Source organism: Pseudomonas sp. HD57-3 (assembly GCF_056113135.1).
Map to the genome: position 1 here is coordinate 36,235 of NZ_CM148568.1, position 21,055 is coordinate 57,289.

At 61.0% G+C, this 21,055-nt stretch carries 23 protein-coding genes; 14 read left to right on the top strand and 9 right to left on the bottom strand.

Annotation, left to right across the window (positions count from 1 at the left end; translation table 11 throughout):
- Positions 1 to 55: 55 nt before the first annotated feature.
- A complete protein-coding gene (gene pyrE / locus AC0R79_RS00180) occupies positions 56 to 700 on the bottom strand; it encodes an orotate phosphoribosyltransferase (RefSeq protein ID WP_007954442.1) in 645 nt (214 codons plus the stop codon).
- 82 nt (positions 701 to 782) lie between these two features.
- Here pyrE and AC0R79_RS00185 point away from each other — a divergent pair, with 82 nt between their 5' ends.
- Positions 783 to 1,562, top strand: coding sequence for an exodeoxyribonuclease III (locus tag AC0R79_RS00185; RefSeq protein ID WP_007920349.1), 780 nt, complete (start codon positions 783 to 785; stop codon positions 1,560 to 1,562).
- A gap of 63 nt (positions 1,563 to 1,625) precedes the next feature.
- Here the strand turns inward: AC0R79_RS00185 and AC0R79_RS00190 are convergent, their stop codons facing one another.
- The gene (locus AC0R79_RS00190; RefSeq protein ID WP_474732685.1) at positions 1,626 to 1,994 is read right to left on the bottom strand and encodes a DUF4870 domain-containing protein; all 369 of its coding nucleotides are present in this window, start codon (positions 1,992 to 1,994) and stop codon (positions 1,626 to 1,628) included.
- Between the two features lie 29 nt (positions 1,995 to 2,023).
- On the bottom strand, positions 2,024 to 2,746 hold the full coding sequence (gene rph, locus AC0R79_RS00195) for a ribonuclease PH (RefSeq protein WP_003229494.1): 723 nt from the start codon (positions 2,744 to 2,746) through the stop codon (positions 2,024 to 2,026).
- Between the two features lie 267 nt (positions 2,747 to 3,013).
- Between rph and AC0R79_RS00200 the strand changes: the two genes are divergently transcribed.
- The 6 genes from AC0R79_RS00200 (at position 3,014) to AC0R79_RS00225 (ending at position 8,323) form a co-directional block, all read left to right on the top strand.
- A complete protein-coding gene (locus AC0R79_RS00200) occupies positions 3,014 to 3,877 on the top strand; it encodes a YicC/YloC family endoribonuclease (protein WP_007954440.1) in 864 nt (287 codons plus the stop codon).
- Between the two features lie 12 nt (positions 3,878 to 3,889).
- The gene (gene gmk, locus AC0R79_RS00205) at positions 3,890 to 4,510 is read left to right on the top strand and encodes a guanylate kinase (RefSeq protein WP_003229498.1); all 621 of its coding nucleotides are present in this window, start codon (positions 3,890 to 3,892) and stop codon (positions 4,508 to 4,510) included.
- 168 nt (positions 4,511 to 4,678) lie between these two features.
- On the top strand, positions 4,679 to 4,942 hold the full coding sequence (gene rpoZ / locus AC0R79_RS00210; RefSeq protein ID WP_003229503.1) for a DNA-directed RNA polymerase subunit omega: 264 nt from the start codon (positions 4,679 to 4,681) through the stop codon (positions 4,940 to 4,942).
- A gap of 57 nt (positions 4,943 to 4,999) precedes the next feature.
- Positions 5,000 to 7,105, top strand: coding sequence for a bifunctional GTP diphosphokinase/guanosine-3',5'-bis pyrophosphate 3'-pyrophosphohydrolase (gene spoT / locus AC0R79_RS00215; RefSeq protein ID WP_007954439.1), 2,106 nt, complete (start codon positions 5,000 to 5,002; stop codon positions 7,103 to 7,105).
- A gap of 24 nt (positions 7,106 to 7,129) precedes the next feature.
- Positions 7,130 to 7,510 (top strand): RidA family protein, encoded by a 381-nt coding sequence (locus AC0R79_RS00220; RefSeq protein ID WP_003229509.1) that lies wholly within the window; start codon positions 7,130 to 7,132, stop codon positions 7,508 to 7,510.
- Positions 7,511 to 7,582: 72 nt separating this feature from the next.
- A complete protein-coding gene (locus AC0R79_RS00225; RefSeq protein WP_007954437.1) occupies positions 7,583 to 8,323 on the top strand; it encodes a putative periplasmic lipoprotein in 741 nt (246 codons plus the stop codon).
- Between the two features lie 63 nt (positions 8,324 to 8,386).
- On the opposite strand, the gene AC0R79_RS00230 is transcribed toward AC0R79_RS00225, so the two are convergent.
- Positions 8,387 to 9,244 (bottom strand): SDR family oxidoreductase, encoded by an 858-nt coding sequence (locus AC0R79_RS00230; protein WP_474732689.1) that lies wholly within the window; start codon positions 9,242 to 9,244, stop codon positions 8,387 to 8,389.
- 188 nt (positions 9,245 to 9,432) lie between these two features.
- Here AC0R79_RS00230 and exbB point away from each other — a divergent pair, with 188 nt between their 5' ends.
- The 6 genes from exbB (at position 9,433) to AC0R79_RS00260 (ending at position 16,234) form a co-directional block, all read left to right on the top strand.
- On the top strand, positions 9,433 to 10,386 hold the full coding sequence (exbB, locus tag AC0R79_RS00235) for a tonB-system energizer ExbB (RefSeq protein ID WP_007954433.1): 954 nt from the start codon (positions 9,433 to 9,435) through the stop codon (positions 10,384 to 10,386).
- 6 nt (positions 10,387 to 10,392) lie between these two features.
- Positions 10,393 to 10,821, top strand: a complete 429-nt coding sequence (exbD, locus tag AC0R79_RS00240) for a TonB system transport protein ExbD (protein WP_007954431.1) — start codon at positions 10,393 to 10,395, stop codon at positions 10,819 to 10,821.
- On the top strand, positions 10,818 to 11,564 hold the full coding sequence (locus tag AC0R79_RS00245; protein ID WP_007954422.1) for a TonB family protein: 747 nt from the start codon (positions 10,818 to 10,820) through the stop codon (positions 11,562 to 11,564). The genes exbD and AC0R79_RS00245 overlap by 4 nt, the downstream gene beginning before the upstream one ends.
- A gap of 175 nt (positions 11,565 to 11,739) precedes the next feature.
- Positions 11,740 to 12,669, top strand: coding sequence for a hydrogen peroxide-inducible genes activator (locus AC0R79_RS00250; RefSeq protein WP_007954418.1), 930 nt, complete (start codon positions 11,740 to 11,742; stop codon positions 12,667 to 12,669).
- Positions 12,670 to 12,678: 9 nt separating this feature from the next.
- Entirely contained in the window at positions 12,679 to 14,754 is a 2,076-nt protein-coding gene (recG, locus tag AC0R79_RS00255) for an ATP-dependent DNA helicase RecG (RefSeq protein ID WP_474732691.1), read from the top strand.
- Positions 14,755 to 14,833: 79 nt separating this feature from the next.
- Complete coding sequence (locus tag AC0R79_RS00260) at positions 14,834 to 16,234, top strand: aminoacyl-tRNA deacylase and HDOD domain-containing protein (RefSeq protein ID WP_127800645.1); 1,401 nt, start codon at positions 14,834 to 14,836, stop codon at positions 16,232 to 16,234.
- Between the two features lie 120 nt (positions 16,235 to 16,354).
- Here the strand turns inward: AC0R79_RS00260 and AC0R79_RS00265 are convergent, their stop codons facing one another.
- Complete coding sequence (locus AC0R79_RS00265; RefSeq protein WP_007954413.1) at positions 16,355 to 16,741, bottom strand: SCP2 sterol-binding domain-containing protein; 387 nt, start codon at positions 16,739 to 16,741, stop codon at positions 16,355 to 16,357.
- Positions 16,742 to 17,175: 434 nt separating this feature from the next.
- Between AC0R79_RS00265 and AC0R79_RS00270 the strand changes: the two genes are divergently transcribed.
- The gene (locus AC0R79_RS00270) at positions 17,176 to 17,535 is read left to right on the top strand and encodes a DUF6124 family protein (protein ID WP_221534048.1); all 360 of its coding nucleotides are present in this window, start codon (positions 17,176 to 17,178) and stop codon (positions 17,533 to 17,535) included.
- Between the two features lie 62 nt (positions 17,536 to 17,597).
- On the opposite strand, the gene AC0R79_RS00275 is transcribed toward AC0R79_RS00270, so the two are convergent.
- The 4 genes from AC0R79_RS00275 to AC0R79_RS00290 all read right to left on the bottom strand — a co-directional run bounded on the left by AC0R79_RS00275 (position 17,598) and on the right by AC0R79_RS00290 (position 21,005).
- Complete coding sequence (locus AC0R79_RS00275) at positions 17,598 to 18,686, bottom strand: hypothetical protein (protein ID WP_474732694.1); 1,089 nt, start codon at positions 18,684 to 18,686, stop codon at positions 17,598 to 17,600.
- Positions 18,687 to 18,802: 116 nt separating this feature from the next.
- Positions 18,803 to 19,669, bottom strand: a complete 867-nt coding sequence (locus tag AC0R79_RS00280) for a tetratricopeptide repeat protein (RefSeq protein ID WP_474732696.1) — start codon at positions 19,667 to 19,669, stop codon at positions 18,803 to 18,805.
- Positions 19,670 to 19,687: 18 nt separating this feature from the next.
- The gene (locus AC0R79_RS00285) at positions 19,688 to 20,065 is read right to left on the bottom strand and encodes a hypothetical protein (RefSeq protein ID WP_474732698.1); all 378 of its coding nucleotides are present in this window, start codon (positions 20,063 to 20,065) and stop codon (positions 19,688 to 19,690) included.
- 208 nt (positions 20,066 to 20,273) lie between these two features.
- A complete protein-coding gene (locus AC0R79_RS00290) occupies positions 20,274 to 21,005 on the bottom strand; it encodes a hypothetical protein (RefSeq protein WP_474732700.1) in 732 nt (243 codons plus the stop codon).
- Positions 21,006 to 21,055: the final 50 nt, after the last annotated feature.

Consider the following 21,055-nt stretch of genomic DNA (forward strand, 5'->3'; position numbering starts at 1 on the left):
AAAAAGACCCCGCTCAGCCTGGCTGAGCGGGGTCTTTTTTTGCCTGAAGCTGCGATCAGACGCCGAACTGGGCGCGATAGGCTTCAACGGCCGGCAGGTGCTGCTTGAGCTGCGGGTCGTCTGCCAGGAATTCCAGCACCTGGTTCAGCGACACGATGCTGATGACCGGGATGCCGAAATCACGCTCGACTTCCTGGATGGCCGACAGCTCGCCATTGCCGCGCTCCTGACGGTTCAGGGCAATCAGCACGCCGGCAGCCTTGGCGCCGTCCTGGGAAGCGATGATCTGCATCACTTCACGGATCGCGGTGCCAGCGGTGATCACGTCGTCGATAATCAGCACTTCGCCGGTCAGCGGTGCGCCAACCAGGCTGCCGCCCTCGCCGTGGGCCTTGGCTTCCTTGCGGTTGAAGCACCATGGCAGGTCACGGTTGTGGTGTTCGGCCAGCGCCACGGCAGTGGTTGCCGCCAGCGGGATGCCTTTGTAGGCCGGGCCGAACAGCACGTCGAACGGAATGCCGCTCTCGGCGATGGCTGCGGCGTAGAAACGACCCAGCTGCGCCAGCGCGGAACCCGAGTTGAACAGGCCGGCATTGAAGAAGTAAGGACTGGTGCGCCCGGACTTCAGGGTGAACTCACCGAAGCGCAAAACGCCGCGATCGATGGCAAAACGAATGAAATCGCGCTGATACGCTTGCATGAAAAAAACCCCAAATACCACGGATTTAGCTAATTAGCTTGACGCCGTGTATCATACACGCACGCGATTTTTGGGGCCATTTATGCGGATCATCAGTGTGAACGTCAATGGTATTCAGGCTGCAGTCGAGCGCGGTTTGCTCAGTTGGCTGCAGGCACAGAATGCCGACGTCATCTGCCTGCAGGACACCCGTGCCTCCGCCTTTGAACTGGACGACCCAGCCTTCCAACTGGATGGCTACTTCCTTTATGCCTGCGATGCTGAAGTCCCTGCCCAAGGCGGCGTGGCTTTGTATTCGCGGTTGCAACCGAAGGCTGTCATCAGCGGTCTCGGATTCGAGACGGCCGACCGCTACGGGCGCTACCTGCAAGCAGATTTCGACAAAGTCAGTATTGCCACCTTGCTGCTTCCTTCGGGGATGAACGGCGATGAGGACTTGAACCAGAAGTTCAAGCTCATGGACGACTTCGGCAAGTACCTGGACAAACAGCGGCGCAAACGTCGCGAGTACATTTATTGTGGCTCGCTGTACGTCGCGCAGCAGAAGCTCGACATCAAGAACTGGCGCGACAGCCAGCAATCCCCGGGTTTCCTCGCGCCGGAACGCGCCTGGATGGACGAGATTGTCGGCAACATGGGCTACGTAGATGCCCTGCGCGAAGTCAGCCGCGAAGGCGACCAGTACAGCTGGTGGCCGGACAACGAACAGGCCGAGATGCTGAATCTGGGCTGGCGCTTCGACTACCAGATCCTGACTCCGGGCCTGCGGCGCTTCGTGCGCAGTGCACGCCTGCCGCGTCAGCCTAGGTTCTCGCAGCACGCGCCGCTGATCGTCGACTACGACTGGACGCTGACCATCTAAGCGGCCTTTCGCAGACACAAAAAAACCGACTTCACTGTCGGTTTTTTTGTGGGCGATCGTTCGTTATTTGATCAACCGCCAGGTGAACGGATAACGATAAGGGAAGCCTTCGCTGGCTTTCACTCCGCCGATAATCGTCAACACCAGCGCCGCAATGGCCAGCAGGCCGAACAACACGAACCCGATAAGCAACAGCATCAGAACGAAGCAGACCATCGAAGCAATCGCCACGGTGATCTGGAAATTCAACGCTTCCTTGCCCTGGGCGTCGATGAAGGGATCGGTCTCGCGCTTCATCTGCCACAGGACCAGCGGCCCGATCAGCGTGCCAAACGGAATCCAGATCCCCAGCAAGGCGGACAAGTGACAAAACATCGCCCATTGGCGAACCTCCTGGCTCGGCTTGGGCAGCAACTCTTGCTCATCACTCATCGCGTCCTCCTTGCGGGTTAAGAACCTGCTCAGTCGGCCAGTGCAGCCTTTTGCAGTTCGAAGATCTCGTTCATGCCTTTCTTGGCCAGCTCCAGCATCGCGTTCAGCTCTTCAGGCTGGAACGGCGCGCCTTCGGCGGTGCCCTGCACTTCGATGAAACCACCGGTGCTGGTCATTACCACGTTGAGGTCGGTCTCGGCGGCAGAATCTTCAAGATAGTCCAGATCCAGCACCGGCTCGCCCTGGTACATGCCCACGGAAACGGCGCCGATCATTTGCTTGAGCGGGTCGCCGCCTTTCAGGCCGCCGCGCTTCTTGATCACTTTCAGTGCATCGACCAACGCAACCATGGCGCCGGTGATCGACGCGGTGCGGGTACCGCCGTCGGCCTGGATCACGTCGCAGTCGACGTACAGGGTGACGTCGCCCAGCTTGGACATGTCCAGCGCGGCGCGCAGGGAACGGCCGATCAGGCGCTGGATTTCCAGGGTACGACCGCCCTGCTTGCCACGGCTCGCTTCACGCTGGTTACGCTCGCCGGTGGCGCGCGGCAGCATGCCGTACTCGGCGGTCAGCCAACCCTGGCCCTGGCCTTTGAGGAAACGCGGCACGCCGTTTTCGACGCTGACGGTGCAGATGACTTTGGTATCACCGAATTCGACCAGTACGGATCCCTCGGCGTGTTTGGTGTAGTTGCGGGTAATGCGGATCGAGCGGAGCTGATCGGCAGCGCGACCACTTGGACGTTTCATAGGAGATACCTGTACTGGGGACGGAAAACTGCGGAGCATTATAGAGCCGCGCACCGCGCCTGGGCACTCGTTAAAAAATCCGGCCGACGACCGAAGGCCCTGAAACGCGCTTCGCCGACGGCCTGCAGCCCTTTGTCACACCGTGTGTTTGGGCGCATCTGCCGCACTGCGCTACAATCCTGCGCCTTTGCTGCCAGTCGGCTTAAATTCATTGATATCGAGCTGCGGAGCTTCAATTCGCGCCGATCTGTATCGCGAGGTCACCCCATGGTGCACAGCATGACCGCCTTCGCCCGCGTCGAAAAAGCCGGCGTTCAGGGCACCCTGAGCTGGGAGCTGCGCTCGGTCAACAGCCGCTACCTGGAACCCCACCTGCGCCTGCCAGAGTCGTTTCGCGACCTCGAAGGCGCCGTCCGCGAAGCCCTGCGCCAGGGCCTTTCGCGCGGCAAACTGGAATGCACCCTGCGCTTCACCGAGGAAAGCACCGGCAAGCCGCTGCAGGTGGATCGCGAGCGCGCTGCACAACTGGTCGCCGCGGCCGAAACCGTCGCCGGCCTGATCAAAAACCCGGCGGCGCTGAACCCGCTGGAAGTGCTGGCCTGGCCGGGTGTACTGGTCGCCGACGCCACCGACCCGCAGGCGTTGAACGCCGAGGCGCTGGCCCTGTTCAATCAGGGCCTGAAAGATCTCAAGGCCGGCCGCGAGCGCGAAGGCGCGGAGCTGGCCCGCCTGATCAACGACCGCCTGACCTCCATCGAGGAAGACGTGGTGACCCTGCGCGAACTGGTTCCGCAGATGCTCGCCACCCAGCGCCAGAAAGTCCTCGACCGCTTCGCCGACATGAAGGCCGAGATGGACCCGCAGCGCCTGGAACAGGAAATGGTCATGCTCGCGCAAAAGAGCGACGTGGCCGAAGAACTGGATCGCCTGAGCACCCACATCATCGAAGTTCGCCGGGTGCTGAAATCCGGCGGTGCCGCCGGCCGGCGCCTGGACTTCCTGATGCAGGAGCTCAACCGCGAAGCCAACACACTGGGCTCCAAGGCCTTCGACCCGCGCAGCACCCAGGCGGCGGTCAACCTCAAGGTGTTGATCGAGCAGATGCGCGAACAAGTGCAGAATATTGAGTAAGGCTACCCCGACATGACCCACAGCACCGGCACCCTGTACATCATTTCCGCCCCTTCGGGCGCGGGCAAGAGCAGTCTGGTCAAGGCCCTGACCGACGCCAACCCGGAGATCCGCGTCTCGATTTCCCACACCACCCGCGCCATGCGCCCGGGCGAAGTGGACGGCGTGAACTATCACTTCGTGACCCGCGAAGAGTTCGTGAAGATGGGCGAGCACGGCGACTTCCTGGAACGCGCCGAAGTCTTCGGCAACTTCTACGGCACTTCGCAAAGCCGTCTGCAGCAGACCCTGGATGAAGGTCACGACCTGATTCTGGAAATCGACTGGCAAGGCGCCGAACAAGTGCGCAAGCTGATGCCGCAGGCCCGTTCGATCTTCATTCTGCCACCATCGCTGCAGGCCCTGCACCAGCGCCTGACCAACCGTGGCCAGGACAGCGACGAAATCATCGACGGCCGGATGCGCGAAGCGGTCAGCGAGATGAGCCACTACGTCGAGTACGACTACCTGATCATCAACGACGATTTCGCCCACGCGCTGGACGATCTGAAGGCGATTTTCCGCGCCAATCAGCTGCAACAGAAACGCCAGCAAGTGCGTTTCGGCAAATTGCTGGCTGAATTGCTGGGCTGAAACAGCACTTCCCAAAACCGCTGCAAGGGCTTTACATTGGCACTTGCAGCGCGTTGAAGGGTCTGGTCAAAAAATCAGCGCTTCCCTAATCGCTGGTGATTTTTTAAACTATTGAGTCCGCTCGCCCAACCGGGCAGCGCGCATATTGCATTCGCTCCGAGGAATACCATGGCCCGCGTAACCGTTGAAGACTGCCTAGAACACGTGGAAAACCGCTTTGAGCTGGTCATGCTCTCTACCAAGCGTGCCCGTCAACTGGCCACCGGCGGCAAAGAGCCCCTGGTTCAGTGGGAAAACGACAAACCGACCGTAGTTGCGCTGCGTGAAATCGCTGAAGGCCTGATGAGCTACGAGTTCATCGCCGAGCAGGAAATCGTCCACGAAGACCCTGTCTTCGCTGCGTTCGAGGACGAGTCCAACGAGGCCGTCTAAGCCTATGCCTGGTCGACGTAGCACGGCGCGGGATCACAGCCTACGGCAGGAGACATCATGCCGAGCATAGACGCCCTCGCCGATCGCTTATCGACCTACCTCGGCAATGACCAGGTCAACCTGGTCCGCCGAGCGTATTTCTACGCCGAACAAGCCCACGACGGCCAACGCCGCCGAAGCGGCGAGGCGTACGTCACGCATCCTCTTGCGGTGGCGAATATTCTTGCCGACATGCACATGGACCATCAGAGCCTGATGGCTGCGATGCTGCATGACGTGATCGAAGACACCGGTATCGCCAAAGAAGCGCTGCAAGCGCAGTTCGGTGAAACCGTGGCCGAACTGGTCGACGGGGTCAGCAAACTGACCCAGATGAACTTCGAGACCAAGGCCGAAGCCCAGGCTGAAAACTTCCAGAAAATGGCCATGGCCATGGCGCGCGACATTCGCGTGATCCTGGTCAAGCTTGCCGACCGCCTGCACAACATGCGCACGCTGGAAGTGCTGTCCGGCGAGAAACGCCGGCGCATCGCCAAGGAAACCCTCGAGATCTACGCACCCATCGCCAACCGATTGGGCATGCATGCGATCCGCATCGAATTCGAAGACCTCGGCTTCAAGGCGATGCACCCGATGCGTTCCGCGCGGATCTACCAGGCGGTCAAGCGCGCCCGGGGCAACCGCAAGGAAATCGTCAACAAGATCGAAGAGTCCCTTGGCCACTGCCTCGCCATCGACGGCATCCAGGGCGAAGTCAGCGGTCGCCAGAAACACCTCTACGGCATCTACAAGAAAATGCGCGGCAAGCGTCGGGCCTTCAACGAGATCATGGACGTCTACGCGTTCCGGATCATCGTCGACAAGGTCGATACCTGCTACCGCGTGCTGGGTGCTGTACATAATTTGTACAAACCGTTGCCGGGGCGCTTCAAGGATTACATCGCGATCCCCAAGGCCAACGGCTATCAGTCGCTGCACACCACGCTGTTCGGCATGCACGGTGTACCGATCGAGATCCAGATCCGCACCCGCGAAATGGAAGAGATGGCCAACAACGGCATCGCCGCCCATTGGCTGTACAAATCCAGCGGCGACGAGCAGCCGAAAGGCACCCATGCCCGGGCCCGTCAGTGGGTCAAGGGCGTGCTGGAAATGCAGCAACGTGCCGGCAACTCGCTGGAATTCATCGAGAGCGTGAAGATCGACCTGTTCCCGGACGAGGTCTACGTGTTCACGCCCAAAGGCCGGATCATGGAGCTGCCCAAAGGCTCCACGGCGGTCGACTTTGCCTACGCGGTGCACACCGACGTCGGCAACAGCTGCATCGCCTGCCGGATCAACCGTCGTCTCGCACCGCTGTCCGAACCGCTGCAAAGCGGCTCCACGGTCGAGATCGTCAGCGCTCCCGGCGCACGGCCGAACCCGGCGTGGCTCAACTTCGTGGTCACCGGCAAGGCGCGCACGCACATCCGCCATGCGCTGAAACTGCAGCGCCGCTCCGAATCCATCAGCCTCGGCGAACGCCTGCTGAACAAGGTGCTCAACGGCTTCGACAGCGCGCTGGAACAGATTCCGGCCGAACGCGTGAAGGCGATGCTCACCGAGTACCGCCTCGAACTGATCGAAGACCTGCTGGAAGACATTGGCCTGGGCAACCGCATGGCCTACGTCGTGGCGCGCCGCCTGCTTGGCGAAGGCGAACAATTGCCAAGCCCGGAAGGTCCGCTGGCGATTCGCGGCACCGAAGGCCTGGTCCTCAGCTACGCCAAATGCTGTACGCCGATCCCGGGCGATCCGATTGTCGGTCACCTGTCGGCGGGCAAAGGCATGGTCGTGCACCTGGACAACTGCCGCAACATCAGCGAAATCCGCCACAACCCGGAAAAATGCATCCAGCTCTCGTGGGCCAAGGATGTCACCGGCGAATTCAACGTCGAACTGCGCGTCGAGCTGGAACACCAGCGCGGCCTGATCGCCCTGCTGGCCAGCAGCGTCAACGCAGCCGACGGCAATATCGAGAAAATCAGCATGGACGAACGCGATGGCCGCATCAGCGTTGTCCAGTTGGTGGTCAGCGTCCACGACCGTGTGCACCTGGCCCGCGTGATCAAGAAACTGCGCGCCCTGACCGGGGTGATCCGCATCACCCGCATGCGTGCATAACTCAAACATTACAAGGAGTCATACATGACCAAGACCGTTATCACCAGCGACAAGGCCCCAGCCGCCATCGGTACTTACTCTCAGGCGATCAAGGCCGGTAATACCGTTTACATGTCGGGTCAGATTCCCCTCGATCCAAAAACCATGGAACTGGTCGAAGGCTTCGAAGCCCAGACCGTCCAGGTGTTCGAGAACCTGAAAGCCGTGGCCGAAGCCGCCGGTGGTTCGTTCAAGGACATCGTCAAGCTGAACATCTTCCTCACCGACCTGAGCCACTTCGCCAAGGTCAACGAGATCATGGGCAAGTACTTCGACCAGCCGTACCCGGCGCGCGCCGCTATCGGCGTAGCAGCCCTGCCAAAGGGTTCGCAGGTTGAAATGGATGCCATTCTGGTCATCGAGTAATGCGCACGGCGCGGCCTCAGACGCCGCGCCGACTGCTCTGCGGTAAAGAAAAGGTTTTGAAAGGATTCCACCATGCGCAAAGCGCTTGCTCTCTCGCTGCTCGCCATTTTCCTCGGCGGTTGCGCCAGCAACCCTGCCGACCGTGACATCAGCGGCACCTGGATCAATCAGGTCGCCATCGATGCCGCTGCCAAGGGCGGTCCCCTGCGCGAAGCGCTTCAGGCTTATGGCCCGAACCTGGAGTGGGACGTCAACACCAAGGCCGGTCAGGCCCGCTATACCAACGGTTTCGAAAACGTCGAAGGTCGCTTGCTCGGCGAACAGTCCGGTGCCTGGAAAGTCGATTTCTATGGTAGCTCCGCCAGCGAGCTGAAACGTGACGGCGGCCAACTGCAACAAGCCGCCAACGAAAACGAACCGGAACAGGTCTTTGACCGCGCGCAGATCCCGGTGCCGGAAGGCGCACCAATTGGCGCCAGCTTCGAACGCGCGCTGTATTCCGCTTATCTGGGCGGCAACTGGACGATCACCAGCGGCCAGGGCGAAGGCGCCACCGTGCAGTTCCAGGCGGACGGTCAAGTCTCCGGCCTGCCGGGTGCCGACCGCTATGCGCTGTGCCTCGCAGGCGATTGCGCATCGATGAGCAGCGGCAACGACAGCATGTGGTTGCAGCAGAACGGCCAGGGCAACAACTGGATCTTTGTTCGCAAGGGCAAAGAGCTGGAAATCCTGCAAGCCGTGAACACCGCGCTGGCGGACGAACAACCGCAGTTCACCCCGGGTGAACGCAAGTGGTTGCTCGAGAAGCAATGATCGGCGCTTGAGACAAAAAAGGCGGGAGCAAACATTTGCTCCCGCCTTTTTTACGACCGAAGATCAGCAGCGCCCCTCAAGAATCGCGGCATACCCCTCGCGATAACTCGGATACTTCGGCACCCAACCCAGCGCCTTCGCCCGGGCATTGCTGCAACGCTTGCTGCCGGTGCGACGCACGCTCTCGTCCTCCGACCATTCGGTGACGCCCAGATACTCACGCAGCCACGCCACCACTTCGGCCAGCGGCGCTGGCGCATCGTCCACGCCGATATAGATGTCATCCAGCGACCCGCCTTTGCGAGCTGCTTCCAGCAGAAACGCCATCAACCCCGCCGCGTCGTCGGCATGGATGCGATTGCCATACAGCGGCGGATCGACCGCCACGCGATAACCCCGACGCACCTGGGTCAGCAGCCATTCACGGCCGGGGCCATAAATACCCGTCAGGCGCACGATGCTCGCAGGAATGCCGCTGTTGAGCGCAACCTGCTCGGCCTCCAGCATCAACCGACCGGAATAACCAGCGGCGACGGTTTCGGATTTTTCATCAACCCATTCGCCGTTCTGCTGCCCGTAAACACTGCTGCTGGAAACGAACAGCAGCCGCTCCGGCTCCTGACCGTAATCGTTCAGCCAACCCAGCACATGCTGCAAACCCTGCACATAAGCCGCGCGATAACCGGCCTCATCGTGATCGGTGGCCGCCGCGCTATACACCAGGTAATCGATAGCGCCCACCGGCCACGTCTCGGGGCAATCTTCATTGAACAAGTCACCGGCCACACCGATAACGCCATCCGGCAAACGTGAAATATCACGGCGCAGGCCGTAGACCTGGAAGCCGGCAGCCAGCAATTGCGTGGCCAGACGGCTGCCGACATCACCGCAACCGGCGATCAAAACAGTAGGCGCGGACATCAAAAAACTCCCATCGGAAAGCGACAGACTAGCCTCGGCAAGGGACGAGCGGCTAGCAATGAAGGAAAAAAAGCAACTCTATTACTTCTGTTAACAAGAATTACTTGCAATAATGCACGCCACTTTTGTTCTCGGCCTTACGAGGCCTGGAAGAGCATTACCGTTTTTCTATCTCAGGTCCGGCCAGCATGACACGCATTCAAAACTCCGCTTCGCCAACCAACCGACCTCGCGCCTGGAGCGCTGTGGCTGCCCTGCTGCTCAGCCTGATGCTGGCGCCAGTCGCCGCATTCGCTGACGCACAAGCCCCGGCCGCGCCAGCCGCCACCGAACAGAGCGCTCCGGCAGCCGCACCTGCCGCGACCGACCCGGTGCAGGCCGTAGAGGCCAGCGCCGCCGATGCGCCGGAAGTCCTCGAAGCCGACAACACTCTGGGCATGGCCCACGACCTGTCGCCATGGGGCATGTACCAGAACGCCGACGTGATCGTTAAAGCCGTGATGATCGGCCTGGCCATCGCCTCGATCATCACCTGGACCATCTGGATCGCCAAGGGTTTCGAGCTGATGGGCGCCAAGCGTCGTCTGCGCGGCGAGATTGCCGCCCTGAAAAAAGCCGCCACGCTTAAAGAGGCCAGCGCCACCGCCGCGAAGGAAGGCACCCTCGCCAACCTGCTGGTTCACGACGCGCTGGAAGAAATGCGCCTGTCGACCAACGCCCGCGAGAAAGAAGGCATCAAGGAACGCGTCAGCTTCCGCCTCGAGCGCCTGGTTGCCGCCTGTGGCCGCAACATGAGCAGCGGCACCGGCGTCCTCGCCACCATTGGTTCCACCGCGCCGTTCGTCGGTCTGTTCGGCACCGTGTGGGGCATCATGAACAGCTTCATCGGCATCGCCAAAACCCAGACCACCAACCTTGCCGTCGTAGCACCGGGTATCGCTGAAGCGCTGCTGGCTACCGCACTGGGTCTGGTTGCCGCGATTCCTGCCGTGGTCATCTACAACGTCTTCGCCCGCTCCATCGCCGGTTACAAGGCTCAGGTGTCCGATGCGTCGGCTCAGGTGCTGCTGCTGGTCAGCCGCGACCTCGACCACCAGCCTGAGCGCAACAGCTCGCAACCGCACATGGTGAAAGTGGGGTAATCGGCCATGGGCCTGCATTTGAAAGAAGGCGCAGACGACGATCTGGCCGAGAACCACGAAATCAACGTCACGCCGTTCATCGACGTGATGCTGGTGCTGTTGATCATCTTCATGGTGGCCGCGCCGCTGGCCACCGTGGACATCAAGGTTGACCTGCCTGCCTCGACCGCCAAACCGGCGCCGCGGCCGGAGAAACCGGTGTTCCTCAGCGTGAAGGCTGACCAGCGCCTGTTCCTGGGCGAAGACGAAGTGAAAGCCGAAACCCTCGGCGCCGCACTCGACGCCAAGACCCAGGGCAAGAAAGACACGACGATCTTCTTCCAGGCCGACAAAGGCGTGGATTACGGCGACCTGATGAGCGTGATGGACAACCTGCGCGCCGCCGGTTACCTGAAGGTCGGTCTGGTCGGACTCGAGAGCGCGGTCAAGAAATGATCACGACGCGCCATAAGCTGACGCGTTACAGCGGTAGCCTGGCCGTGGTGCTGGGTGTTCACGCGCTGGCCATCGCGCTGGCGCTGAACTGGACCGCCCGCCCGCCCATCGAATTGCCGCCGCAGGCAATGATGGTCGAGCTGGCACCGGTTCCGGCCCCGCCACCGCCCGCACCGCCGAAAGTCGTCACGCCACCGCAGCCACCGGCTCCGGTTGAAGAACTGCCGATCCCGAAACTGGCCGAAGCGCCAAAAGCCGAGATCGCGGTGCAGAAACCGAAACCCAAGCCGAAACCAAAACCGCCGAAGCCGATCGAGAAGAAACTGCCCGATCCGCCGAAGGAGAAACCGTCCGAAGAAAAGCCGGCCGATACCCAACCGACTCAGGCCCCGACGGAGAAATCCGCCCAGCCTGCACCGGGCCCGTCGCCTGCACAAATGGCCGCCAAGGCCAGCTGGCAAGGCACCTTGCTCGCGCATCTGGCCAAGTACAAGAAGTACCCGGCCAGCGCTCAGGCACGGGGCAAGGAAGGCTTGAACCGGTTGCGTTTCGTGGTCGATGGCGAAGGCAACGTGCTGTCGTTCGAACTGGTGGGCCGCTCCGGCAACGCCGATCTGGACCGGGCCACCCTGGAAATGATCCGCCGCGCCCAACCGCTGCCCAAGCCACCGGCCGACATGCTGACCAATGGCGCGATCGAAATCGTTGCGCCGTTTGTGTACTCGCTGGAACGCCGCCGCTGATCCGCACCCGCGGAGCTCGGCCTGATCCAGCCAAAAAGGCACCGAAAGGTGCCTTTTGCTTATCCATCCACGGCAAACCGGCATTGCCCGGTGTCGCATTCATCACTCAGTCTGATAACGTGCGTCTATCGATTGCAGCCGGTATGCTTGGCCCGCATCTTCATGGACGCTTGCTATGACCCTCACAGAATTACGCTACATCGTTACCCTCGCCCAAGAGCAGCATTTCGGCCACGCGGCCGAGCGTTGCCACGTCAGCCAGCCGACCCTGTCGGTGGGCGTGAAAAAGCTTGAAGACGAACTCGGTGTGCTGATTTTCGAGCGCAGCAAAAGCGCCGTGCGCCTGACCCCGGTCGGCGAAGGCATCGTCGCCCAGGCGCAGAAAGTGCTGGAGCAGGCCCAAGGCATCCGCGAACTGGCCCAGGCCGGCAAGAACCAGCTGACCGCCCCGCTGAAAGTCGGCGCGATCTACACCGTCGGCCCGTACCTGTTCCCGCACCTGATTCCGCAACTGCACCGGGTCGCCCCGCAGATGCCGTTGTACATCGAAGAAAACTTCACCCACGTGCTGCGCGACAAATTGCGCAACGGCGAACTGGACGCGATCATCATCGCCCTGCCGTTCAACGAAGCCGACGTGCTGACCCTGCAACTCTACGACGAGCCGTTCTACGTCCTGATGCCGGCCCAGCACCCGTGGACCCAGAAAGAATCCATCGACGCCGCCCTGCTCAACGACAAGAGCCTGCTGTTGCTCGGCGAAGGTCACTGCTTCCGCGATCAGGTGCTGGAAGCCTGCCCGACCCTGACCAAGGGCAACGACGGCGCCAAGCACACCACGGTCGAATCCAGCTCGCTGGAAACCATCCGCCACATGGTCGCGTCCGGCCTGGGCATCTCGATCCTGCCGCTGTCGGCGGTCGACAGCCATCACTACGCCCCGGGCGTGATCGAAGTGCGTCCGTTGTCGGCACCAGTGCCGTTCCGCACGGTGGCCATCGCTTGGCGCGCCAGTTTCCCACGGCCGAAAGCCATCGAGATCCTCGCTGACTCCATTCGCCTGTGCTCGGTTGCCAAACCTGCCGCGCCGGTCACGGCCGGTTAAGCCAGCGTCATGACTGAACTGTCGCAGGTGTCGGTCACCGCACTCAAGGGTGTCGGTGAAGCCATGGCCGAGAAACTGGCCAAGGTCGGCCTGGAAAACCTCCAGGACGTGCTGTTCCACCTGCCGCTGCGTTATCAGGATCGCACCCGCGTGGTGCCGATCGGCGCATTGCGGCCGGGGCAGGACGCCGTGGTCGAAGGCACCGTCAGTGGCGCCGACGTGGTCATGGCCCGGCGGCGCAGCCTCGTCGTGCGCTTGCAGGACGGCACCGGCGGCTTGAGCCTGCGCTTCTACCACTTCAGCAACGCGCAGAAAGAAGGCCTCAAGCGCGGCACGCGGATTCGCTGCTACGGCGAAGCCCGGCCCGGCGCGTCGGGGCTGGAGATCTACCACCCGGAATACCGCGCCATCAACGGCGACGAACCGCCACCGGTGGATGAAACCCTGACCCCGGTCTACCCGCTGACCGAAGGCCTGACCCAAGCGCGTCTGCGCCAGTTGTGCATGCAGACCCTGACCCTGCTCAAGCCGGCCACCCTGCCCGACTGGCTGCCGACCGAACTGGCCCGCGACTACCAACTGGCGCCGCTGGCCGACGCGATCCGCTACCTGCACAACCCGCCCGCCGATGCCGACGTCGACGAACTCGCCCTCGGTCATCACTGGGCCCAGCATCGCCTGGCCTTCGAAGAACTGCTGACTCACCAGTTATCGCAGCAGCGCCTGCGCGAAAGCATGCGCTCCCTGCGCGCACCGGCGATGCCGAAAGCCACCAAGCTGCCGGCGAAATACCTGGCCAACCTCGGCTTCAACCCGACCGGCGCGCAACAGCGAGTCGGCAACGAAATCGCCTACGACCTCAGTCAGCACGAACCGATGCTGCGGCTGATTCAGGGCGACGTCGGCGCGGGCAAAACCGTAGTCGCCGCCCTAGCAGCGCTGCAAGCGTTGGAAGCGGGTTATCAGGTCGCACTGATGGCGCCGACCGAGATCCTCGCCGAGCAGCACTTCATCACCTTCAAGCGCTGGCTCGAACCGCTGGGCATCGACGTGGCGTGGCTGGCCGGCAAGCTCAAGGGCAAGAACCGCGTCGCCGCGCTGGAGCAGATCGCCAGCGGCACACCGATGGTGGTCGGCACCCACGCGCTGTTCCAGGATGAAGTGCAGTTCAAGAACCTCGCGCTAGTGATCATCGACGAACAGCACCGCTTCGGCGTGCAGCAGCGTCTGGCGCTGCGGCAGAAAGGCGTCGGCGGGCGCATGTGCCCGCATCAACTGATCATGACCGCCACGCCGATTCCACGGACGCTGGCGATGAGCGCCTACGCCGACCTCGACACCTCGATCCTCGACGAACTGCCACCCGGCCGAACCCCGGTCAACACCGTGCTGGTCACCGACACCCGCCGCGTCGAAGTCATCGAACGGGTGCGCAGCGCCTGCGCCGAGGGCCGACAGGCCTATTGGGTGTGCACGCTGATTGAAGAGTCCGAAGAGCTGACCTGTCAGGCCGCCGAAACCACCTTCGAAGACCTCACCGCCGCCCTCGGCGAGCTGAAGGTCGGGCTGATCCACGGCCGCATGAAACCCGCCGAGAAAGCCGCCGTCATGGCCGAATTCAAGGCCGGCAACCTGCAACTGCTGGTCGCCACCACCGTGATTGAAGTCGGCGTGGACGTGCCCAACGCCAGCCTGATGATCATCGAAAACCCCGAGCGCCTGGGCCTTGCGCAACTGCACCAGTTACGCGGTCGTGTCGGCCGGGGCAGCGCGGTCAGCCATTGCGTGCTGCTCTACCATCCGCCGCTGTCACAGATCGGTCGCCAGCGCCTGGGCATCATGCGCGAGACCAACGACGGTTTCGTCATCGCCGAAAAAGACCTCGAACTGCGCGGCCCCGGCGAAATGCTCGGCACCCGCCAGACCGGCCTGCTGCAATTCAAAGTCGCCGACCTGATGCGCGACGCCGATCTGTTGCCCGCCGTACGCGATGCCGCCCAAGCCTTGCTCGAACGCTGGCCCACCCACGTCAGCCCGCTGCTCGACCGATGGCTGCGACACGGGCAGCAATACGGCCAAGTGTGAGCACCGTCGCAGTTTCTCAAAGCTCGTTCCAACCAAGCTGGTTATACTCCAGCAATTGTTTCAAAAACGGATACAGACCATGACCGAAGCTGCTCTCGCCCCCGAACTCCCGCACGCTCCGTCTGTTATTCGGCTGCTGCTCAACAAGCTGGGCATCGCCTACGAAGAAGTGCTCGACCACCACGGCCTCAATGCCTCGCGCAAAGTGCAGGCCGTGTTGCTGGATGACGCGGTCGGCGCGCTGATGGTGCTGTTTCCACAGAGCCAGTTGCTGGATCTCAACCGCCTCGCCGAGCTGACGGGCCGTCGCCTGACCGCCGTGTCCACCGAGCGCCTGGAAAAGATGCTCGGCAAACACAGCCTGAGCCTGCTGCCGGGCCTGCCGGCGCTGACCAGCTCGCCGTGCCTCTACGAAGAAAGCCTGCTGCGCGAGCCGAAGTTGCTGATCAACTCCGGCGAGCCGGGCCTGCTGCTGGAAATCGCCAGCGAAGACTTCAAGACCATGCTGACCAAGGCCAGCGCCGCCAACTTCGGCGAAGCCCTGAGCAGCATCCGCCCGAACCTCGACCGCCCGGACGATGACCGCGAGGAAATCACCCAGGCCGTGCAGGCGTTCACCGCGCGGCGCATCCAGCAGCGTCTGGAAGCGACCATCGAGATTCCGCCGCTGGCCGAAACCGCACAAAAAATCATCAAGCTGCGCGTCGACCCCAACGCCACCATCGACGACATCACCGGCGTGGTCGAAACCGACCCGGCGCTGGCCGCGCAAGTGGTGAGCTGGGCGGCGTCGCCGTACTACGCCTCGCCGGGCAAAATCCGTTCGGTGGAAGACGCGATCGTCCGCGTGCTGGGCTTCGATCTGGTGATCAACCTGGCGCTGGGCCTGGCCCTCGGCAAGACCCTGAGCCTGCCGAAAGACCACCCGCAGCACACCACGCCGTACTGGCAGCAGTCGATCTACACCGCCGCCGTCATCGAAGGCCTGACCCGCGCCATGCCGCGTGCCCAGCGCCCGGAATCCGGCCTGACCTACCTCGCCGGTCTGCTGCACAACTTCGGCTACCTGCTGCTGGCCCACGTGTTCCCGCCGCACTTCTCGCTGATCTGCCGCCACCTGGAGGTCAACCCGCACCTGTGCCACAGCTATGTCGAGCAACACCTGCTGGGCATCAGCCGCGAACAGATCGGCTCCTGGCTGATGCGCTACTGGGACATGCCGGACGAACTGGCCACCGCCCTGCGCTTCCAGCACGACCCGAACTACGACGGCGCCTACGCCGAATACCCGAACCTCGTCTGCCTGGCCGTGCGCCTGCTGCGCAGTCGCGGCATCGGCTCCGGGCCGGATGAAGACATTCCGGATGCGCTGCTGGAGCGTGTTGGCCTGACTCGCGATAAGGCCAATGACGTTGTCAGCAAAGTCCTGGAAGCCGAAGTCCTGCTGCGCGAACTGGCTTCGCAGTTCAGCCAGGCCTGATTTGCGCTCATAAAAAAGGCCCCACACTCAACCGAGTGTGGGGCCTTTGTATTTGATCGTTCCCACGCTCTGCGTGGGAATGCAGCCCATGACGCTCCGCGTCACAGCCTCACGCAATACTCAAGCAGCCTTGGCCTTCGCCTTCCGCGGCTTCAAATACTTCATCAACCCCTGAAACCACATCACCAGCGCCGGATTGCCCTTGAGCTGGATCGACTTGTCCTGAATCCCCTGCATGAACGCCAACTGCTTGTTCTTCGCCTGCATCGTGGCAAACCCGAACGCCGCATCCTTGAAGGCAATCGCAAACGCCGGCTCCGCCACCACCCCGGACTTGCTGGTAATGCGCTGGTCCTTCACCACGAAATGCCGCGCCACTTTCCCGTCCAGAGTCTGCAGCTGAAACACCAGATCCTTGTCACCCAACTGCTGCTGGAACGCGGGATTTGTCCGACTGGCCTTACCCATCAACAGACCCAGCATCCACAGAAGAAAACGAAATTTCATGCGCACAGCCTCAAAAGGAAAATGAACGGCTGGGGGAGTGTAAGGGATTCGGACGGATTCGCCACTATCTTGGATTTATAGAAGACGATGTAGGTTTTTCCCGGCCAGATGACTACCAAGTCACGATTTAACCCTCTGGGCTTGATCGTTCCCACGCTCTGCGTGGGAATGCATCCCGTGACGCTCCGCGTCACACCATCCCCCCGTCCTACACCTGAAGAAACACATTCCTGTAGGAGCTGCCGGAGGCGGCGATCTTTTGATCTTCTACCTCGCAAATCCTTGGGAAATGTCCTTCAAACTGCAGTGCTGTCCATGAACTAGGCAGGCTGGACCATCGTCGATAGCCTCTGTGTGTCGCCGCAAAATCGGTGACCGGATGTGCAAGTCCGAAAACCGGGGCAAATCTTTCCAACTCCAAAGGATTTACACCGATGATCGATCCAACCCTCACTGACGAAGAAGTTTCTCCCTACGAATTCCCAGACTCGAAGAAACTCCATGAAGCCGCCGAACGCGCCCTCGACCACCACTTCAAACCCAGAGCCCCACGCCCCAAACGCCTGGGCGGCCTGTTCGCCCTCTGCCCCAACGCCGACGCCGAAGCCCTCATGGCCAACGCCTCCGAAGACCTCCTGTCCATCAGCGCCATCGCCGCCAACCTGGCCGACGACCTCGACGGCCCCCGCCGCTCGATGGCATTGGGCCTGAGCAGAATGGCGGACGGTGTGCGGTTGATGGTGGAAGGCACGCTCGATCACATTGAGTTTCGGGAGTATCAGGCCAAGCCGTAGCTGAATTGCGGGCGGAAAAAAGGGGACGTTGAGTCCCCTTTTCTGATCTTCGGCAACAGCAACTAGCGAAAGTCCTCTGCGCTTTTTGATCGCGACTCCAACCCTTGGAGCGCCGCCCGGTTTATGAAGGAATAACTTCCTGAGCCGCATCGCTGCCTGAATACAACCTTGTCCTCCTTGAGCACCGTCAGAAAACTCACGAAGGCCTGGCTAACAAGGTAGGTATACGCACCGCTTTTGAACTTGATGATGTTCAGGTTCACGCTCCCTTCCGACGCATCTACAACAAAGAATTTTCCCTTGGGTGGCATAGCATTCTTCGGGTAGACCATCTCGATGTTCCCCGGCACACCGTAACGGTACTGAACAGAACCGGCCGTGGGCTTGCTGTTTCCCCGCGCACAAACAGAAACCGTCTTGCCGCCCTCCAGCGGGCAGCTGAAGTAGATGTCTTCGTCATCCGAGCACAACGTTCCATCCTGCCCGTGCTTCAACGGCGCCGTCTCCTGCGAAACGCGCTTCGGCGCTTCCGCGATATCAGCACAGTTGGACAGGCAAACCAGTTTCGAAAGATCCGGAACATCGCTTACAGTAAACAGGTACGTCGCTGAACCCTCACGGTTGCGGTCGTGATAAACGGGAACACTGACGGCCAGCCCTTTGGCCGACACCGGCACCTTGGTATCCCCGCCCGAGACGACCCAGCCTTCGGCCTCCCCGCACAACGCCTCCAAAGCGACCTCACTGAACGAATCTTTCGTAGGCACGGCGAACGGCTTGGCATCACCTCGGCAGTCGTAGCCATGCCAGTAGGGCCCGGTGTTCATATCAATGTCGATCGAGAAAACATAAGCGCCGTCGAGCACAACTTTGCCGCTGTCATAGGTGAAAACCAGCCAACGGCGCGACTTCGCCTGGGAGTAATTTTCTTCCTGAAGGATGTAGCGCTCGCCATCTCGATACAGCCAGAAGTCACTCATCGCCCCTGCCGGCTCCGCCGTCTCGGAAAGGCGCTGCTCGGAATGTGCGTCCATCAGAAAGTTGTCCTTCAGCGCCAGCGCGCAGTCGCTGCCAACGTCCCTGCACGACGTGAGTGACGGGAACATCGGCCCCGCCACCGCAGAGAAAGAACACAGCAATAACGCGATCAAACCTAATCTTTTCAACTTGCCACCTGTTTCAAAGCGAGTAATCCATCACTTCTTCCAGCTGCCAGCATGGCCCACGGACAAACCGATACTCAACGCGATAAAGCGCACAAACATGTTCAATTTTTCATTCCCTGAAAGACGGATCGCTCAACTACACGTTGAGGTATTTTCTGCGCCTTACCGTCCGCACTTATCGCGTCGCGGTACTGGCTGTAATAGCGCTGCGCTTCGTCTTTGCGATCAAGGCGCCAGAGTGAATCGGCGATGTTCAACATCAGCACGGTGCGCTTACCGACGGCCTCAACGCCGCGATAGAACTTCAGTGCAGGCTCATCTTTGCCGCCCTCGGCCAAGTAAAAGCCCAAGTCGTTATAGGCCTGAACATTTTGCGCCGGGGGATGACACGCCATGTAGGACTCTGGACTTAAAAAGACCAGCCCCCATTCGATGGACTCTGCGCGGGATTGCGCCGGCTCGTGACTTGAGACATGTTTCAGCAAGTCCTTTGGGGACCTCGTCTCCAGGGCGGGAGTGAGCATATCGCCGTCGCCGGTAACCCATTGATTGCCCTTCCACTGGCCGACACAAAAAGTGGCCGAACGATCAGCCAGCACGCAACCGGTCTCCATTGAGATAACCGTGCAATGCTGTTGCGACACTAGCTTCTCTTCACCGTTTTCGTCCGACAACATGCCGAAGATCACCGGGTCGAGCAGCAAGGTTTTCTTGTCAGGACTGAGCATATTGGAGTGCCCATCGGCGCCAATGTCGACGCCAAAGAGCGGGAAGGTTTTGCCATTGCCGGTGAACCATGCGGTCGCCGAATCCACACCGGGCATCGTCCATTCTGTAGCCCGAAACGACACCGTGTTCCCGTCGACACCGACTATTGGCGGGTCCTCGGCAAAGGCGCTCATAGCACCGAACAGACAGCCAACCATCGATACCCACTTAAGGCTGCCCGCGAAAAGATGCTGATTCATGGAAAATTCCCTTTGGCGTTAACCGGCCTGTTGTCCAGCCAGGCACTTTGCGTAGCCGTCGGCGAATTTGGCATCGAATGAAAGTTCTACCGGCTCTTCCAGTTCAGCCGAGGTATTGAGCAACATCCGAGTGGCCGGGGTGTATTTGATCCACCCGATGGTGCCGGTGCCGTCCGTATCAAAGAGCAACTGGGCTCGCACCCTTTCACCGTCGTCTTCATCAATCAGCAGATCGACCTTGTCCTTGCCGACATAGCGAAACGGGAAGTCGCTGCTCCTGACCATTTCGGTGAGATAGCCATAGCAACTCCCTGCATCGGCAGTTGCCGGAATGGCGTAGGTGAGGGGCAACAGTAGAAGTGCACTCAGCATGGGCCGAATGGAAAAGCGGTTCATCCAATCATCCTTAATCAAACGGCGACGCTCACAAGTCTTTGAACGTCTGCAGCCGGAACTCATTGTTCACAAACTCGAAGTAGCGGGTTCTGTAGCGGCTTTCGTATGCATTCGGCAGCCCGCCGACAACCTTCCCCGTGCGCGCATCCAGCACTTCGCCGCACAGGATGCTGCCGCCACGCTGTAACTCCGTTCGGTCATCGCAGGCTTATTCAAAAGCCATGCTGCGCACCGCTGTTTTGATTTGTTCAAATCCTTCGGCGCTGATCGCCAACGGGGTGGCCGAGCCTGATTCCGCCGAGCCGATCAACACGCTTTCGCCGCGCAGCAGGCAAAACGCGACGCGAGTGATGTGGCGTCGTGACTTGTCATGAAAACCGAAGATAAAACCCGAAGACTTCTCTCCACCTAATGTCTCGAAGGTGTATCTGTTCTTGGGCCCCGCCAGCGACGTAGGCTCCCAACCATGATCGGTCAGGGTCGCCGGGCATCTACGGTCGTTGTCATCACGCAGGACTTGCAGCGCAATGGAGTCATTTTCCGGAGGCTTCCGGGCGGTCAGCAAGGAGAAGCTATCAGCGCTTTCACACACCGCGCCAAACCACGGCTGGCTCAAGTTACCGGACTTCTCGAAATGCCAGTCATAGCCACTCGACGTTTCCGCCTGCCACATGCCAGGTGCGCTGGCCCGAGTGGGCAGTTGTTTGCCCGCGACAAACACCAGATAAAAGCTTTCGAACGTCAGCCATTGATCCTGTAACAGCGGCATGGAGAACCGGCATGAATCCAGTTCGACAGCTGCCTGGACAGGGCCGTGTGCAACAGCTGACAGGCCCGACTTATTGCCGACCGCAATGACATCGGCGGCCACAGCCGTCTGTACCAGAGCAATACAGCCGAGTAGCGAACCCAGCAGCCATGAAGGCTTGATCAAACCCATCAATCCATATCCCTGTGCATAACGTTATCGACCACTTCTTGACAGCAGTC